The organism is Nocardiopsis sp. NPDC055824 (genome assembly GCF_053616335.1).
On record NZ_JBSHDN010000006.1, the window covers coordinates 48,106 to 66,101 of the forward strand.

Below are 17,996 nucleotides of genomic sequence, written 5' to 3' on the forward strand. Positions count from 1 at the left end.
GCGGTACCGCCTTTCCTGGTTCGGGATGGGGGAGCAGGGATGTGGTTCAGTCCTGGTCGTCCTCGCCGTCGAGGTGGGCGGCCAGGTCCGCGACCGTGGTGAAGCGGAACAGGTCGACCATCGACACCCTGACGTCGAGGGACTTCTGGATGCTCTGGGCGATCCGCAGCGCGGACAGCGAGTCGACGCCCAGGGCGAAGGAGCTGTCGTGGACGTTGACGTCGGTCAGGTCGAGCTCGCGCGCCCAGATGTCGCCGAGGGCCCGTTCGGTGTCGGTGTAGGCGCCGTCCTGCCTGCCGAACAGGGTGGCGCCCGCGGCGGGGGCCTGCGGCGCCCCCTCCCGGCGGGCGGCGCCGCGCGCCGCGGCCAGGGCGGTCCGCACGGGCGGGGAGAGCACGAAGGGCGCGCGCCGCAGCAGCTCGTCCAGGCCCCCCGCGCCGGGCCCGCCCAGGCGCGCGTAGTTGACCTCGCCCACGATGACGTTGCCGCGGGCGTGGGCCATGACCTCCTCGAAGCTGCTCAGCGCGTCGGCGGTGGTCAGGGACCGGAAGAAGCCCCGGTCCTCCTCGACCCCGTGGTCGAAGGCCATCCCGGTCTCGCTCCAGTCGCTCCAGTCGACCGTGACCGTGCGCAGGCCCCGCGCGGCGCGCTCCTCGGCGAAGTGGCCGAGGTAGCTGTTGGCGGCCGTGTAGTCGGACTGCCCGGCGGCTCCGAAGACCGACACCGTCGATCCGAAGAGCACCATGCACGCGGGCGGGTCGTCCCGGGTGACCAGGTCGAGCACCGCGGCGCCGAGCACCTTGGGGGCCAGGGTGCGCCGGAAGGTCCGCTCGTCCTTGCGGAAGAGGAAGCCGTCGCCCGCGATCCCCGCGGCGTGCAGCACGCAGGAGATCGGCCCCTGCTCCTGCCGGACGAGCCGCACGATCTCGGCCATCCGCTCCGGGTCGGCGACGTCGCCGCTGTAGCTGCGGACCCGGGCCCCGTGCTCCTCCAGCTCGCGCACGGCCCGGATCCGGTCCAGGAGCCGGGTGTCGTCGGCCGGGACGCCGTCCCACTCCTCGCGCGGGGGGAGCCCGGTGCGGTTGACCAGGGCCAGGCGCACCCCGGGCACGGTACGGCTCAGGTGGCGCGCGGTGGCCAGGCCCAGGCCGCCCAGGCCGCCGGTGATGACGTGGACCCCGTTCTCGGGGAGGGGGTCCTGCGCAGGGGTGTCGCGCAGGTCGACCGGGACGAGTTCGGCGACGTGGCGCACTCCCGCGCGCAGGGCGACGACGGTGGGGGTGCGCCGGGCGAGCAGGAGGTCGCAGACGGGCCCGGGGCCGGTGTCCCCGTCGGTGTCGACGCACAGGACCTCGGTCCCCTCGCTCTCCATGCCGATGACCTTCGCCAGGCCGAAGAGGGTCGCGTGCACGGGGGCGGTGGCCTCCTCCCGGCCGGTCACCCTGGCCACGCGGGGCGCCACGACGCTGAACCGGCCGGGGACGCCGCCGCGCTCCCACAGGCGGCGCACCAGGTGGAAGATGCTGTGCACGCCGTGGTCGAGGCGGTCCGCGAGCTCCGCGGGGCCGTCGCAGGGGCCGTCCGCCGGGGCGGCCACGTGCACGACCTCCTCCGGCGGCCTCTCCCGGAGGGCGTCCAGCAGCCTGTCGAACCCGTCGGGGGTCGGTTCGACTCCGTGGACGCCGCCGCCCGGGGCGCTCCGGGCGCCGGTGAGCTCCGCCTCGGACACGTGCACGCCCCGGGAGCGCAGTTCCGCGGCCAGGGCGCTGCCCCGGCCCGCGCGCTCGGAGACGACCAGGACCGAACCCGGTGCGTCGCGGGGCTCCAGGGCTTCGGTCGCGCGCCGCCAGCGCAGCGCGTGGTGGCGCGTGTGCGGGCGCAGCCGTGCGACGGTCCGCCGGGGGTCGGCCACGCGCTTGGCGGTGAAGCCGCGGATCTCCACGCAGGTGGTTCCGTCGTCGTCGCAGATCAGGACGTCGGCCCTGCGGACCTCGGCGTTGTCGGCCTCCGGGCGCGTGCGGACCAGGCTCAGGCCGGTGGCGGGGACGGGCGCGTGGACGAGCAGCTCGTCGTAGCCGACGGGGAGGAAGAAGTCCGCGGCCGGGTCCGGGCCGTCCTGCTGCCCGGCCCCGTCCCGCAGGGCGAGCCCGCTGAAACCCGTGGCCAGGTCGAGCAGTGCGGGGTGCAGGGCGTGGTCCCCGCACTCCGGCCGGTACCGCTCGGGCATGTCGAGGCGGCCCAGGGCGGCGCGGACGCCGACCCGCACGGTGCGCAGGCTGCCCGTCCACCGTTCGCCGAACTCCATGACCCGGTGCCCGTCCTGGCGGGCGCCGACGTCCACGGTCTCCAGGGAGCACAGCTCGTGCAGCGCGGCCGTGTCCTGGACGGGCGGTGCGTCGAGCGCGCGGACACCGACGGTCCCGCGGACGTGCTCGGTCCAGTGCCCGCCGTGCGGGGAGAGGCTGGCGACGGTGAACTCGGCCTCGTCCTGTCCGGTCTCCCGGACGGTGGTGTGGACCGTGCGGGGGGCATTCTCCTGGACGAGCAGTGGGACGAGGAACGTCACGTCCCGGATCCGCGTGACGGGGCGTCCCAGGTGGAGGGTGGCCGCCGCGCGGGCCATCTCCAGGTAGGTGGTGCCCGGGACGATCGCCTCGCCGGACATCATGTGCTCGGACAGCACCCAGTGCCGCTCCGTGGCGAACTCGGTGGCGAAGACCGACTGCCCCATCGAGCGCAGCAGCTCCCGGTCGAGCAGCGGGTGCGGGCCGCTGCCCCGCACCTCGGCCGCCTGGGGCTCCGCTTTCTCGAGCCAGTGCTTCCTGCGGTGGAAGGGGTGGGTGGGCAGGGGGATGCGGCGGGGGTTGCGGTCGGCGTGGTAGGCGTCCCAGTCGGGTGTGGTGCCGTGGAGCCAGAGCTGTCCGAGGGTCTGGTGCAGGGTCTGGACGGCGGTGCGGGGGTCGCGCTTGTGGGGCAGGCTGTTCAGGGTCGTCGCCGGGTGCTCGTGCCCGTTCAGGACGCGCCGGGCGAGGCTGCGCAGGGTCTGGCCGGGGCCGACCTCGAGCAGGGTGGTGTGGGGTGAGGCGGCTGCGGTGAGGACCCCGGCGGCGAACTCGACGGTGGCCAGGATGTGCCGTCCCCAGTAGCGGGGGTCCTGGGCCTGTTCGGGGGTGATCCAGTCGCCGGTGAGGTTGGAGACGAAGGGCAGGGCCGGGGGGCGCCGTTCGGCGGCGGCCACGGCCGCGGTGAACTCCTCGACCATCGGGGCCATGAGCTCGGAGTGGAAGGCGTGGGAGGTCGTCAGGGGCTGGGTGGGCCACCCGTGTTCGCGGGCGGTCTGCGCGAAGGCGTCGAGCGCCTCCCTCGGGCCGGAGACCACGCAGTCCCGGGGACCGTTGTGCGCGGCGAGGGAGAGCCCGGGGCCCAGGGCCTTCTCCACCTCGTCCCGGTCGGCCATGGTGTTGAGCATGGCTCCGGGGGCCTGGTCCTGCATGAGGCGTCCGCGCAGGGCGACCAGGCGCAGGGCGTCGGGCAGGGTGAAGACCCCGGCGAGGGTGGCGGCGGTCCATTCGCCGAGGCTGTGGCCGAGCATGCCGGTGGGGGCGGCGCCCCAGTGGAGCCAGAGCCGGGCCAGGGCGTACTCCAGGACGAACAGGGCGGGCTGGGTCCAGCGGGTCCGGTCCAGCTGTGCGGGGTCGGGGGTGGTGAGGAGGAGGTCGCGGATGTCGGCGTCGAGCAGGGGGTGCAGGATCCGGGCGCACTCGTCGACGGTGGCGCGGAAGTGCGGCTCCTCCCGGTAGAGGCCGTGGGCCATGCGCGGGTGCTGGGACCCCTGGCCGCTGAACAGGAAGACCAGCGGGGTGCTCCCGTGTGCGGTGTGGGCCGTGTGGGTGTGGGCCGGGTCGCGTGTCTCCAGGGCGGTGGCGATAGCACCGGTGTCGGGGCCGGTGACGGTGCGCCGGTGGGGGAACTCGCGGCGTCCGACCGCGAGGGTGTACCCGGCGTCGGTGAGGTCGGGATCATGTCGGCGCAGGTGGGCGGCCATGCGGTCGGTGAGGTCCTCCAGAGCCTCGGGGGTGCGCGCCGACAGGGTCAGCAGCGCGGTACCGCGCGGGGCCGCGCCGGCCGGTTCCCCGGGCTCCTCCGGGGGCGCCTCCTCGAGGACGAGGTGGGCGTTGGTGCCGCCGAAGCCGAACGCGCTGACGCCCGCCCGCCGGGGGTGCTCGCCGCGGGGCCAGGGCGTCAGCTCGGTGATGACCCGGAAGGGGGTGGAGGCGAAGTCGATGTCGGGGTTGGGCGTGCGGTGGTTGAGCGTGGGCGGCAGTTCCCCGTGCTCCAGGGCGAGCGTCGTCTTGAGCAGCCCGGCGATGCCGGCGGCGGCGTCCAGGTGGCCGACGTTGCCCTTGACCGTGCCCAGGCCGATGCGGCGGTCGGTGTCCAGCGCCCGCGCCAGCGCCTGCACCTCGATCGAGTCGCCGATCAGGGTCCCGCTGCCGTGCGCCTCCACGTAGCCGATGCTCCCGGGATCGGCGTCGGCCGCGGCCAGGGCCTCGGTGACCACCTCCGCCTGGCCGGACGCCGTCGGCGCCGTGAAGCTCGCCTTGACCGCCCCGTCGTTGTTGACCGCCGATCCGCGGATGACGGCGTGGACCGTGTCGCGGTCGGCGAGCGCGTCCTCCAGCCGTTTGAGCACCACCACGCCCACACCGGAGCCGAACACCGTGCCGCGGGCGTCGGCGTCGAAGGGGCGCACGTGCCCGTCCGGGGACAGGAACGACCCCTCCTGGTGCACGTAGCCGGTGTTCTCGGGGACCTTGTAGGAGACCGCGCCGGACAGGGCCATGTCGCACTCGAAGTTGAGCAGGCTCTGGCACGCGGTGTGCACCGCCACCAGCGCACTGGAGCAGGCGGTCTGGACGGGGAAGCTCGGGCCGCGCAGGCCCAGCTTGTAGGAGACCCGGCTGGTGAGGAAGGCCAGCTCGAAGGCGAGGCCGACGTTCTCCCCCTTGATCCTCTCGCCCTGCTCCAGGTTGCCCATGAGGTTGTCGAGGTAGGCCGTCGTGCTGGCGCCCCCGAAGACCCCGATCCGGCCGTCGTGGCGGGCCGCGTCGTAGCCCGCGTCCTCCAGCGCCTGCCAGGACGTCTCCAGGTACAGCCGGTGCTGCGGGTCCATCATCTTCGCCTCGCGGGCGGTGTAGCCGAAGAACTCCGCGTCGAACTCGCCGATCCCCTCGAAGCGCGGCGCGGCCCGCACGTAGTCGGTGCGCCCGAACACCGCGGGGTCCACCCCGGCGGCCTCCAGCTCCTCCTCGCTCAGTCGCCCGATCGACTCCACGCCCTCGCGCAGGTTCGACCAGAACGCGGACAGGTCCGCTGCCCCCGGGAAGCGCCCGGCCATCCCGACGATGGCGACACCCTCGTGCTCCGGGAGGTCCTCGGACCCCGGCTCGGCCGCGTCGGCCATCACTGCCCCCTTGCCTTGCGGCGCCGCTGCTGGTGCCGGCGCCGCTTCTGCGCGTTCTCTCTGCGTTCCCGTAGCGCGTCGTCCGTGCCGTCCTGCGGGCCGTCGCCGCCCCGGGCAGGCTCCGGCGGCGCGGCGACCCCGGCCAGGTGGGCGACGGTCAGCCCCTCGTAGAGGTCGCCCAGCGTCACCCTGCTGCCCAGCCGGGCGTTGACGGCGCCGACCAGCTGGATGGCGATCAGGGAGTCCCCGCCCAGGTCGAAGAAGCTGTCCTGGGCGCCGACCCGCTCGACGCCCAGCAGGTCCTGCCACACCTCGCGGATCACCGCCTCCGCGCCGGGCCCCGGAGCCGCCGGTCCGGAGGCGGCCCCGTTCGGAACGGCCGCCGGGTCCCGGACCGGTGCGGTCGCGGGCCGCGCCGCCAGGGCCTCGGCGAACAGCGCCGACAGGTCGGCGGGCGAGACCACGACCTGCGGCTCGCCCGAGTGCGCGAGGACCGTGTCGAGCGCGCGCAGTCCTTCGAGTGCGCTCATGCCGAGCCGTTCCACGCGCAGGCGCCGGCTGTGCTCCACGGAGGAGGGCAGGGCCGTGGTGACGGACATGCCGACGTCCTTCCAGGCGCCCCAGTCGATGGCGACCACCCGGCTCCGCCGGCCGCGGTCCTGTGCGAAGGCGTCCAGGAAGCAGTTCGCGGCGCAGTAGTCCACCTGCCCGGCGCTGCCGATGTTGGCGCCGTTGGAGCCGAACAGCACCAGGTGGTCCAGGTCCTGGCCGGCCAGGACCTCCTCCAGGACGAGCGTGCCCCGGACCTTGGGCCGCAGGACCTCGGCGGCCTCGCGCAGGTCCTTGAGCTGGATGAGGCCCCCGCCCGCCAGCCCGGCGGCGTGGAAGACGGTGTGGACGCCGCCCCAGCGCCGGACGGCCTCGTCCACGACCGCGCGCATCGCGTCCCGGTCGGTGACGTCGGCGCGGACGACGAGCAGCTGCGCGCCGCGGTCCCGGAGCCGTTTGAGGCGGTGCACGATCTCGGTGGTCCGGCGGTCGCCCGTGCCCGCGTCGAGCCAGGCCCCCCACTCCTCGGCGGGCGGGAGGCCGGTACGCGAGGTCAGGACGATGCGGGCCCCGTCGGACGCCAGGTGCTCGGCCAGCGCCAGGCCCAGGCCGCCGGTGCCGCCCGTGATGAGGTGGACGCGGTCCCTGCGCGCGCCCGGAACCGTGCGGGCCGGGGGCAGGGGGTGGGGGAGGAAGTGCTGCGCCCAGCGGTGGGGGCCGCGGTGGGCGACGGTCTCCGTGCCGGGGGCGGGCTCGCTCGCCAGCTCCGCCGCCAGCCGGTCGACCAGCCGCGGGTCGGGCGCAGGCCCGCAGTCGATGTCGACGCTGCGGCAGGCCGTGTCCGGCAGCTCGCGGGACATGACCCGGCAGGGGCCGAGCAGGGCGGCCTTGGCCGGGTCGAGGACCTCGTCGCCGGTGACGCAGTGCAGCCCGTTGCTGAGCACCCAGAATCGGCGCGGCTCCCCGTCGGCGTGGCGGGACAGGGACGTGGTGAGGCGGACCAGGCTCTCGAAGCCGAGCCGCAGAGCCGTGTCCGGGTCGCTCCGGTCCGCACGCACGGGCGCGGTCACGCTCCAGCAGTGGACGATGCGGGTGGGCACGCCGTCCGGGCCGTCGGCGAGGGCGGCCAGGAGCCGGTCGTGGTCGGCGCCCGAGGCCGGATCGACGGTGAACCGGCCGTCGCCGTCGTCCGTCCAGGCGTCGGAGGCGGCCACCTCGGTGACCCTGGCGCCGCCCTCGCGCAGCCGTCGCGCGAGCGCCCCTCCCACGCCCAGGCCGTCGGTGAGCACCATCCAGTGCCGGCTGTGGTCGGGGGCGGTGCGCAGGGGCAGCGGGGCGCGCTGCCAGGACGGGACGTGGAACCAGTCCGCGGTGTTCTCGTGTCGGCGGGGGAAGCCGTCCTCCGCCCCGTACTCCTGCTGCGCGGTCGGCTCGACCTTGTCCAGCCAGTGCTTCCTGCGGTGGAAGGGGTGGGTGGGCAGGGGGATGCGGCCGGGGTCCCGGTCGTTGTAGTAGGCGTCCCAGTCGGGTGTGGTGCCGTGGAGCCAGAGCTGCCCGAGGGTCTGGTGCAGGGTCTGGAGGGCGGTGCGGGGGTCGCGCCTGTGCGGCAGCGAGTGGAGCGCGGCCGCGGGGACCCCGGCGTCCGCCGTGATGCGCCGGGCGAGGCTGCGCAGGGTCTGGCCGGGGCCGACCTCCAGCAGGGTGGTGTGCGGGCCGTGTGCGGCGGTGAGGACCCCGGCGGCGAACTCGACGGTGGCCAGGATGTGCTGTCCCCAGTACCCGGGATCCTGGGCCTGTTCGGGGGTGATCCAGTCGCCGGTGACGTTGGAGACGAAGGGGATCACCGGGGGGCGCCGTTGGACGGCGGCCACGGCTGCGGTGAACTCCTCGACCATCGGCGCCATGAGCTCGGAGTGGAACGCGTGTGACGTGGCCACGTCCTGCGTGCTCCACCCGTGTTCGCGGGCGGTCTGCGCGAAGGCGTCGAGCGCCTCCCTCGGGCCGGAGACCACGCAGTCCCGGGGGCCGTTGTGCGCGGCCAGGGACAGTGAGGGCGGGAGGACCGCCTGCACGGCTTCGCGGTCGGCCATGGTGTTGAGCATGGCTCCGGGGGCCTGGTCCTGCATGAGGCGTCCCCGGAGGGCGACCAGGCGCAGGGCGTCGGGCAGGGTGAAGACGCCGGCGAGGGTGGCGGCGGTCCATTCGCCGAGGCTGTGGCCGAGCATCCCCGCGGGGGTGATGCCCCAGTGCAGCCAGAGCCGGGCCAGGGCGTACTCCAGGACGAACAGGGCGGTCTGGGTCCAGCGGGTCCGGTCCAGGCGGGCGGTGTCCTGGTCGGTGAGGAGCAGGTCGCGGATGTCGGCGCCGAGCAGCGGGTGCAGGATCCGGGCGCACTCGTCGACGGTGGCGCGGAAGTGGGGCTCCTCCCGGTAGAGGCCGTGGGCCATGCGCGGGTGCTGGGACCCCTGGCCGCTGAACAGGAACACGACAGGGGGGTCGTCGCGGAGGACCCGCGCGCTGTGCGCGGCCGCGGGGTCGCGTGTCTCCAGAGCGGCGGCGACGGCACCGGTGTCGGGGCCGGTGACGGTGCGCCGGTGGGGGAACTCGCGGCGTCCGACGGCCAGGGTGTACCCGGCGTCGGTGAGGTCGGGATCATGTCGGCGCAGGTGGGCGGCCATGCGGTCGGTGAGGTCCTCCAGCGCCTCGGGCGTGCGCGCCGACAGGGTGATGAGACCTGCGCCGCGGCCGCTCGCGGGGCGTGCGGGCGGCGGAGGGGCCTCCTCCAGGACCAGGTGGGCGTTGGTGCCGCCGAAGCCGAACGCGCTGACGCCCGCGCGCCGGGGGCGGTCCCCGCGCGGCCAGGGCGTCAGCTCGGTGACGACGTCGAACGGAGTGGCCGCGAAGTCGATGTCGGGGTTGGGCGTGCGGTGGTTGAGCGTGGGCGGCAGCTCCCCGTGCTCCAGCGCCAGCACCGTCTTGAGCAGCCCGGCGATGCCGGCGGCGGCGTCCAGGTGGCCGACGTTGCCCTTGACCGTGCCCAGGCGGACGCGCCGGTCGGTGGTGTAGGAGCGCGCCAGCGCCTGCACCTCGATCGGGTCCCCCAGCGCCGTCCCGGTCCCGTGGGCCTCCACGTAGTCGACCCCGCCCGGGTCCAGGCCGGCGCGGGCCAGGGCCGCCGCGACCACCGCGGCCTGGCCGCTCACGCTGGGCGCGGTGAAGCCGACCTTGACCGCCCCGTCGTTGTTGACCGCCGATCCGCGGATGACGGCGTGGACCGTGTCGCGGTCGGCGAGCGCGTCCTCCAGCCGTTTGAGCACCACCACGCCCACGCCCGTGCCGAACACCGTGCCGCGGGCGTCGGCGTCGAAGGGGCGCACGTGCCCGTCCGGGGACAGGAACGACCCCTCCTGGTGCACGTAGCCGGTGTTGAGCCCCGGGTCCACGTGCACGCCGCCGGAGAGCGCCATGTCGCACTCGCCGTCGAGCAGGCTCCGGCAGGCGGTGTGCACCGCCACCAGCGCCGTCGAGCACGCGGTCCGCAGGGACAGGCTCGGCCCCTTCAGGTCCAGCTTGTAGGACACCCGTGTGGAGAGGAACCCCAGCTCGTTGCCGACGAGGACCTGCGTCCGGCCCAGGGTGTCCACGAGGCGCCGGTGCGAGTGCACGTGGGCCAGGTACCGGTTGGCCCCCGCGCCGCCGAACACCCCGATCGCGCCGTCGTGGCGGGCCGCGTCGTAACCGGCGTCCTCCAGCGCCTGCCAGGACGTCTCCAGGAACAGCCGGTGCTGCGGGTCCATCACCTGCGCCTCGCGGGCGGTGTAGCCGAAGAACTCCGCGTCGAACTCGTCCGCGCCCTCGAACCTCGGCACGGCCCTGACGTAGTCCGGCTTGCCGGACTCCTCGCCGGGAACCCCGGCCGCCTCCAGCTCCTCCTCGCTCAGCCGCCCGATCGACTCCACGCCCTCGCGCAGGTTCGACCAGAACGCGGACAGGTCCGCTGCCCCCGGGAAGCGCCCGGCCATCCCGACGACGGCGACGCCCCCGCGCCGTCCACCCCCGCCCCCGCCCGCGGCCGTCACCGCTCCTCCCCGCGGCCGTCGACGAGCTCGCCGCGGCCGTCGACGAGCTCGCCGAGGGTGCGCACGGTGGGGCCCTCGTAGACGATGGTCAGCGGGACCGCCACGGCGAGCTCCTGGCGCAGCCGGTGCACGACCTGCAGGCCGAGGAGGGAGCTGCCGCCCAGCTCGAAGAAGTTGTCGTGCACGCCCACGGACTCGACGCCGAGGAGCTCCTGCCAGATCCGCGCGATCCGCTCCTCCGTGGCGCCGGCCGGGGCGACATAGGGGTTGCGCAGCTGGGGCCGCTCGTGCAGGCGGACCGGGGCCGGCGCGTCGGCGACCGGGTCCGCCCACAGCCGCACGCGGGCGGCCAGGTCCCCGGTGGAGACGGCGACCTGGGGCAGGGGCGCGGAGCGCAGCAGCCGGTCGAAGACCCGGCGGCCCTCCTCCGGGGCCAGCGCCAGTTCGCGCACGGCGGCGCCGAGGTCGGTGCGCGCCCGCCCCTCCTCCCGGGCGAACAGCCATGCCTCCCAGTTCACGCTGGTCCACGGCTGCTCCGGGCCGTGGTGCCGCTGGGCGAAGGCGTCCAGGGCGGCGTTGGCGGCGGCGTAGGCGGCGAAACCGAGCCCGCCCAGGATCGAGGCGACCGAGGAGCTGATGACCGCGAAGTCCAGGCGCCGCCCGGCGAACACCTCGTGCAGGACCCGGGCGCCGTGCAGCTTGGGGCCGAAGTGCCACGCGCACTCCTGCGGCCCCAGCTCCGTGATGGTGCGGTGCGCGTCCTGCCCGGTGGTCCCGGCGCAGTGCAGGATCCCGTTGACCGGACCCAGCTCACGGGACACCCGCTCCTGGACCGCGCGCACGGCCGCGAGGTCGCCGACGTCGGCCGCGACCACCGTCACCGTCGATCCGAGCTCCTCGATCCCGCGCACCGCCCGGACGGCCGACGCGGTGGGCCCGGGCAGCGCAGGGTCGTCCCACTCCTCGCGGGGCGGCAGGCCCCTGCGCCCGAGCAGGACCAGGCGCACCCGCTCCTGTTCGGCGAGCGCCCCGGCCATGAGCAGGCCGATCTTCCCCAGGCCGCCGGTGACCAGGTAGACGCCGTCCCTCCGGACCGGTGGGGCCGTGCCGCCCCGGAGTTCGACCGGTTCGTAGCCCTGGGCCCACAGGTGCCTTCCGCGCAGCGCGAGGACGGGCTCCTGCGGGGGGTGGGCCAGGTGGTCCAGCAGGCGGTCCACGAGCTCGGGCGGTCCGGCGGGGCCGTCCGTCCGCACGTCCAGGTGGACGCACTCCAACGACGGGTACTCCTGGACGGCCACCTTGCAGATGCCCTGGACCGCGGCCTTGGGCGGGCAGAGCGGTTCGTCGCCGAGCACCGGGTGTACCTCGCTGGAGACCACGTCCCAGCGCTGCGGCCCGGCCATGAGCTCGTCCGCGCACGCCTGCGTCCAGTGGACCAGGCTGGTGAAGGCGCGGTCGAGCAGGTCCTGGACCTGTGCGGGGTCGGCGGCCCGTCCGGCGTCGGCGCCGACGCTCCAGCAGTGGACCACCCGCTCGGGCACCGCCCCCTCGGCGCGCAGCGACTCGGCCAGCCGGGTGAAGTGCTCGGGCCGCGCGGGGTCCAGGACGTAGGAGTCCTCACGGTCGCGGCTCCACCCGTCGCCCGCCCGCACGGTGCGCACCGCGGCGCCCGTGTGCGCGAGCCGCTCGGCGAGCGCCGCGCCCAGTCCCGTGTCGTCGGCGAAGACCAGCCACCGCTGTGCGGCCAGGCGCCCGGCGTCCGCCGCGGGGGCGGGGGGCAGCCGCCGCCAGGAGGGGGCGTGGAACCAGTCGTCCGGCGATCCGACGCGCTCCTGCACCGACCTGTCGCGCAGGCCGTCCCGCCGACCCGGTTCCAGCCAGTAGCGGCGGCGCTCGAAGGGGTAGGCGGGCAGGGGCACACGCCTGGCGGACCCGCGCGGAGGGGAGGGGAGCTCGCGTCCGGCGAGCCAGAGCCGGCCCGCCGCTCCGAGCATCGCGGCCCGGTCGCTGCCGCCGAGGAAGGTGTTCGGCAGGGAGGGCACGACGACCCGGTCGGTGGCCGCCGCGGCGGGGTGCTGCAGGACGTCCGGGGTCAGGGTGGGGGCGGGGCCGAGCTCGGCGACCACGATGTCCGGCACGGACCACAGCGTCCGCAGCCCGTCCGAGAAGCGCACGGTCCGGCGCATGTGCCGTGCCCAGTAGTCCGGGTCGACCGCCTGCTCGCCGGTGATCCACGTCCCGGTCGTGTTGGACACGAAGGGCCGCTCGGGCGGGTGCAGCTCCACCGAGCGCACCAGCCGCGCGTACGGTTCGACCACCGCGTCCATCGCCGGAGAGTGGAAGGCGAAGCGCGTGTTCAGCCGGCGGCCGGGGGTGCCCGCCTGCTCCAGGTCGGCGGCGGCCTTCTCGATGCCCTCGACCGTGCCCGAGAGCACGCAGTTCCGCGGCCCGTTGACGGCCGCCAGCCCGACCTCGTCGCCGGTGTGGCGCTGGGCCGCCTCCTCGGAGAGGGGGACGGCGAGCATCGCGCCCTCGGGCTGCTGCTCGATCAGGCGTGCGCGCTCCACCACCAGGCGCAGCGCGTCGGGCAGGGAGAACACCCCGGCCGCGCAGGCCGCCACGTACTCGCCCAGGCTGTGGCCGATCATCGCCTCGGGGGCCACGCCCCAGGAGTCCCACAGCCGGACCAGCGCGTACTCGAGGGCGAACACGGCCGGGTACCCGAGGAGCGGCCGGTCGACGGGGGCCCGGCCGCGCGCGGGCTGCTCCAGCATGCGCCGGAAGTCCGGGGAGGGCGGGGCCGCGGCGTCGTCGCCGGCGAACATGTGCTCGCGCACGTCCTGGCCGAGCAGCGGCTCCAGCAGCGCCGCGCACTCGTCCACGGCTTCCTTGAACACGGCCTCCCGGGCGTACAGGCCCCGTGCCATGCCCGGGTACTGCGAGCCGAAGCCCGTGAACACGAACCCCACCGGCCGGTGGGCGGTCTCCGGGGCCAGGGCGGACAGCAGGCGCCCGTCGTCGCGGGCGTCGAGGGCGCCGAGCGCCTCCTCGGTGCTGGAGCACACCACCATGCGGCGGTGGGGGAAGGCCTTGCGCTGCCGGAGGGTGAACGCCATGTCGTGCAGGTCGGTGTCCGGGTGGGCGCGGAGGTGCTCCTGGAGCCGGTCGGTGGCGCTCTCGAGCGCCTCGGGGCTGCGGGCGGAGAGCACCAGCAGCTCCTCCCGGCCGGGTTCCGACGGCTCCTCGGGCCGGGGGCGGGGCGGGGCCTGTTCGAGGACGACGTGCGCGTTGGTGCCGCCCAGGCCGAAGGAGCTCACCCCGGCGCGCCGGGGCCCGTCCCCCTGGGGCCAGTCGCGCAGCCGCGTGTTGACGTAGAAGGGGCTCCCGTCCATGCCCAGCCGCGGGTTGGGCTCCTCGAAGTGCAGGCTGGGCGGGATCTGCCCGTGCTCCACCGCGAGCACCGTCTTGATCAGCCCGGCCACCCCGGCCGCGGAGTCCAGGTGGCCGATGTTGCTCTTGACCGAGCCCAGGGCGCACCCGTGCGCCGGGAGTCCGGCGAAGGCGGAGGTGAGCGCGGAGAACTCGATCGGGTCCCCGAGGTTGGTCGCGGTCCCGTGCAGCTCGACGTAGCCGATGCTGCCGGGGTCGACGTCCGCGTTGGCCAGCGCGGTGGCGATCACCTCGGCCTGGGTCGCCGCTCCGGGTGCGCTGAACCCGGCCCGGCGCGAGCCGTCGTTGTTGAGCGCCGTGCCCTTGATGACGGCGTGGATGTGGTCGTCGTCGGCGAGCGCGTCGCCCAGCCGCTTGAGGACGACCATGCCCGCGCCCTCGCCGCCGACGGTGCCCCGGGCCCGCGCGTCGAAGGTGCGGCAGTAGCCGTCGGGGGACAGGATGCCGTCCTGGCGGAAGAGGTAGCCGTCGCGGCGCGTGGCGTCGACGGCCACTCCGCCGGCCAGGGCCATGTCGCACTGGAAGGCCAGCAGCGACTGGCAGGCCTCGGCGACCGCGACCAGCGAGGTCGAGCAGGCCGACTGCACGTTGACGCTGGGGCCCCGCAGGCCGAGCTTGTAGGAGATCCGGCTGCTGACGAAGTCGGAGCGGTTGCCGATCACCGTCTGCTTGTCGCCCAGGAGCCGCTCGGCGTCGGGCTGGGTGGCGACGTTGAACAGCAGGTAGGTGTTGTTGCCCGCGCCCGCGTAGACGCCGATCGGTCCGTCGAAGCGGTCGGGGGCGTGCCCGGAGCTCTCCAGGGCCGACCAGGCGCACTCCAGCAGCACCCGGTGCTGCGGGTCCATGATCTCGGCCTCGCGGGGAGAGTAGCCGAAGAAGGCGGCGTCGAACCTCTCGGAGTCCTCCAGCAGGTAGCCGGCGGCGACGAAGTCCTCGTGGCCGCGCACGTCCGCGGGCACGCCCCGCGCGGCCAGCTCCTCGTCGGAGAAGCGGGTGTCCGAGCACACCCCGGCCTTGAGGTTGTTCCAGAACTCCCCGACGTCGCGGGCCCCCGGGAAGCGTCCGGCCATGCCGACGACCGCGATGTCGAGGCTGTCGTCGTGCTCGTCGCCCGTGTCGGGTCCCGGCTGGTTCATGCCCGGCCTCGCTTCGCTCGTAGCTGCTGTTGGCGGCGGCGCAGCAGCGCGTTCTGCTGCGCCCCCCGTGCCGCTTCCGGCGGGGGCGGCTGTTCCGGCTCCCCGGAGGCGAGGAACGCGGCCTGCGCGCGCACGGTCGTGTGCTGGAACAGGCCGAGGAGGTCGATGTCGCGGCCGGTCCCGGCCCGCAGGCGGTGCTGGAGCTCGACCAGGAGCAGCGAGTGCCCGCCCAGGTCGAAGAAGTTCTGTTCCATTCCCACCTCCTCCACCCCGAGCAGCTCCCGCCACGCGTCCGCGACCAGGCGTTCCAGCCCGTTCGACGGCGGCAGGGGGGCGGAGGCGGCCGTCGTCGGCGCGGGCACCGGGGGCAGGGCCGAGCGGGCGACCTTGCCGTGCTCGGACAGCGGCAGGCGCTCCATGGGCACCACCGCCTGTGGGACCATGTGCGGGGGGATCCGCTCCCCGAGGTGTCGTTCCAGGTCGGCCCGGTCGAACGAGGCGGGGGAGTGCGGTTCGACGTAGGCCACGATCCCGCGGCCGCCCGCGAGGTCGTCGCGGACGACGGTGGTGGCGTTGCGGACCTGGGGGTGGGACTTCAGTGCGGAGTCGATCTCGCCCAGTTCGACGCGGAAGCCGCGCACCTTGATCTGGTCGTCGCGGCGCCCGAGGAAGGCGATGGTGCCGTCGGGCAGGCGCCGCACGATGTCGCCGGTGCGGTAGAGCCGCTCGCCCGCCCGTGGGCCGAGGGTGTCGGGGACGAAAGCCTCCCGGGTGAGGTCGGCCCTGTCGTGGTAGCCCCGGGCGAGGTTGGCGCCGCCGATGAGGAGTTCGCCCGAGACGCCCGTGGGCACCTGCTGCCCGGCCGCGTCCACCACGTGGGCGCGGGTGTTGGGGAGGGGCACGCCGATGGGCGCGGTGTCCCACTCCGCCCGCAGGTGGTCGCCGACGGCGAGGGCGAGGACGCCGACGGTCGTCTCGGTGGGCCCGTAGTGGTTGTAGACGCGGCAGTGGGGGACCGAGCGCTGGATCCCGCGCAGCCACCGCCAGTCGGAGGGCTCTCCCCCCACGATGAGCAGGCGGCGCGGCAGGAGCTCCGCGAAGCGCGGGGAGGACTGCAGCGCCCGCAGGTGGGAGGGGGCGATCTTCAGGCAGTCCACGCCCCGGTCCCGGACCCAGTCCGCGAGCCGGTCCGCGTCCAGGGCGGTCTCCCGCGGGATCAGGTGCACCTGCCCGCCGGTGCACAGGGGAGGCACGAGGGCGGTGACGCTGGAGTCCACCGTCAGCGGCTGCACCATCGCGAAGCTGAGCGGTTCGCGCAGGCCGAACCTGTCGATGACGGCGAAGGTGTAGCTCAGCAGCTGGCGGTGCTCGATCACCACGCCCTTGGGCCTGCCGGTGGAACCGGACGTGTAGAGCAGGTACGCGGCCGTGTCGAGGCCGCAGGACCCCTCGGCGGGCCTGTCGTCGGGGCGGCCCCGGAGCACGGACCAGTCGCGGTCCAGCTCGACGACGCCGCGGCCCGGTCCGAAGGAGAGGGCGGGGTCGGTGGTCACCACGGTCCGCACCGCCGCGTCGGCGAGGATCGCGGCCCTGCGTTCGGCCGGGTCGGCGGGCTCCAGCGGAACGTAGGCGCCGCCGGCCTTGAGGATGCCCAGGACGGCCACCACCAGCCTGGCGCCCCGTTCCGAGCACAGCCCCACCGTCGTCTCGGCTTCCACGCCCTGTTCGCGCAGCAGGTGGGAGAGCTGGTTGGCGCGCCGGTCGAGCTCGCTGTAGGTGAGCGCGGCCTCGGGGGTGCGCACCGCGACCGCGTCGGGGGTGCGCCGGGCCTGGGCCTCGAACAGCTCGTGGAAGGGCTGTGCGGGGACGGCGGTCGCGGTGCTGTTGAGCTCGGCGGTGAGGCGCTCCTCCTCCGCGGTGAGCACGGGCAGGTCGCGGACGGCCCGGCCTGGTGAGCCGGTCACGCCCTCCAGGAGCCGGAGCAGGTGTCCGCAGGCCCGCCGCGCGGTCGCCTCGTCGAACACGTCCGCGGCGTAGACGACCCGGCCGGCCAACCGGTCGCCGTGGTCGGTCAGCCGCACGTCCAGGTCGCAGCGGGTCGTGCGGACCGGTTCGGGACTGCCGCCGGTCTCAGGGGGGCCGTCGGAGCGGGTGAGGCCGAAACCCGGCCAGGGCAGCGCGGTCGCGCCCTGCTGGTGGTGGCGGCCGTCCTCCTCCGCCCGGCGCAGGCTCTGCCCGGCGCGGTCGACCAGTTCGCGGAAGCTCTCCGCGCCGGTGACCCGGGTCCGTGTCAGCAGCGTGCCGCCGGAGGGGCCGGGGACGGCGACCACGAGGTCCCGCGGGCCGCCGTAGCGGTGCAGCAGGACGAGGTAGAGGGCGAGGGCCGCGGCCTCGGGTCCGCCGCCGGCCTCTCCGGCCAGCGCCCGCAGCCCGGCGGCGTCCGGTGCGGGCACCTCGAACGCCACGGAGCCCGCTCTCAGCTCGCGCCGCGCGGGCGCGGGCCGGTCCCAGGGCAGCACGGCCGGGGGAAGCGGCTCGGTGGCGCCCGCGGTCTCGGGCGGACTGGTCGACGGGGCGGGGGGAAGCGTCATGGGGCCGCCTTGCGGACGTCGGGGGCTGGGCACGCGGATCACGTCGGCCGGGGGTGGGACAGGGGGTCCGTGCCCGGGGGCGGGGGTGTCTCCTTTTTCGCGTTCCAGGACACGGTTGCGGGGACCGCGCGGCCCGGGGAGGGGGTTCCTCCGTGGCGGAACCCTGTATCAGTCCGGATTCCCGCTCCTCGGGACCGCGGTATCCGCATTCCGGTGCGCCGTCGTCATCGCGCAGCCCGTTCTGTATTCGGGGAAACGGTTCCCGAGGGTAATCGGAAGCGTGGTCGGACTACGTGGAGAGCACTCACGAAACCCATCCCACTCCCCTCGCCGTGGCATTGTCGGCCCACTCGCAACCCGGGCGCAGCGAAACATCAGACCGTATGGAACGAGATACCAGAACGTCGTTGTGCGGCGCAATGGCACAACGGGTTCGAGGTTCTCGCGCACCACCGCGGACCGGTGATCCCTGGCGCATAGTAACGGTTTCCCTGGTGGAGCGGAAGCCTCTGTGAACAGCCGATTCATCGGCAGTCGGGGATTCCCGGCCGGTGTGCCGTGCGCTATCATCACCGACGACGCAGGGCTTTTATCAGGTGGGGGTGCTTGTGCGTGCCGTGTTCGCGGGCCGATCCGACCGGCGGGAACCCGGTGGCATTACCGCGTCGGGAAGGTACAGGTCAACCCCGGGGAACCGATCCGTTTCACGCCTTCTCGCCGAGTCTTC

4 protein-coding genes are annotated in these 17,996 nt (G+C 74.8%); all 4 read right to left on the bottom strand.

All coding sequences use genetic code 11. The features are described 5' to 3' along the window. Nucleotides 1–46: 46 nt before the first annotated feature. The 4 genes from ACWGL3_RS03190 to ACWGL3_RS03205 are packed head-to-tail and all read right to left on the bottom strand — an operon-like array spanning nucleotide 47 to nucleotide 17,269. Nucleotides 47–5,464: a type I polyketide synthase gene (locus ACWGL3_RS03190; RefSeq protein ID WP_267944980.1), complete on the bottom strand. Its 5,418-nt coding sequence runs from the start codon at nucleotides 5,462–5,464 to the stop codon at nucleotides 47–49. After that, nucleotides 5,464–10,092, bottom strand: coding sequence for an SDR family NAD(P)-dependent oxidoreductase (locus ACWGL3_RS03195; RefSeq protein ID WP_452460745.1), 4,629 nt, complete (start codon nucleotides 10,090–10,092; stop codon nucleotides 5,464–5,466). The genes ACWGL3_RS03190 and ACWGL3_RS03195 overlap by 1 nt, the downstream gene beginning before the upstream one ends. Further along, entirely contained in the window at nucleotides 10,089–14,678 is a 4,590-nt protein-coding gene (locus ACWGL3_RS03200) for an SDR family NAD(P)-dependent oxidoreductase (RefSeq protein ID WP_452460746.1), read from the bottom strand. The genes ACWGL3_RS03195 and ACWGL3_RS03200 overlap by 4 nt, the downstream gene beginning before the upstream one ends. After that, the gene (locus ACWGL3_RS03205; RefSeq protein ID WP_452460747.1) at nucleotides 14,675–17,269 is read right to left on the bottom strand and encodes a non-ribosomal peptide synthetase; all 2,595 of its coding nucleotides are present in this window, start codon (nucleotides 17,267–17,269) and stop codon (nucleotides 14,675–14,677) included. The genes ACWGL3_RS03200 and ACWGL3_RS03205 overlap by 4 nt, the downstream gene beginning before the upstream one ends. Nucleotides 17,270–17,996 lie beyond the last annotated feature (727 nt).

Coding starts and splice junctions, on each gene's coding strand:
- ACWGL3_RS03190 (WP_267944980.1), bottom strand. CDS start 5,464: ATGGCCGACGCGGCCGAGCCGGGGTCCGAGGACCTCCCGGAGCACGAG.
- ACWGL3_RS03205 (WP_452460747.1), bottom strand. CDS start 17,269: ATGACGCTTCCCCCCGCCCCGTCGACCAGTCCGCCCGAGACCGCGGGC.
- ACWGL3_RS03200 (WP_452460746.1), bottom strand. CDS start 14,678: ATGAACCAGCCGGGACCCGACACGGGCGACGAGCACGACGACAGCCTC.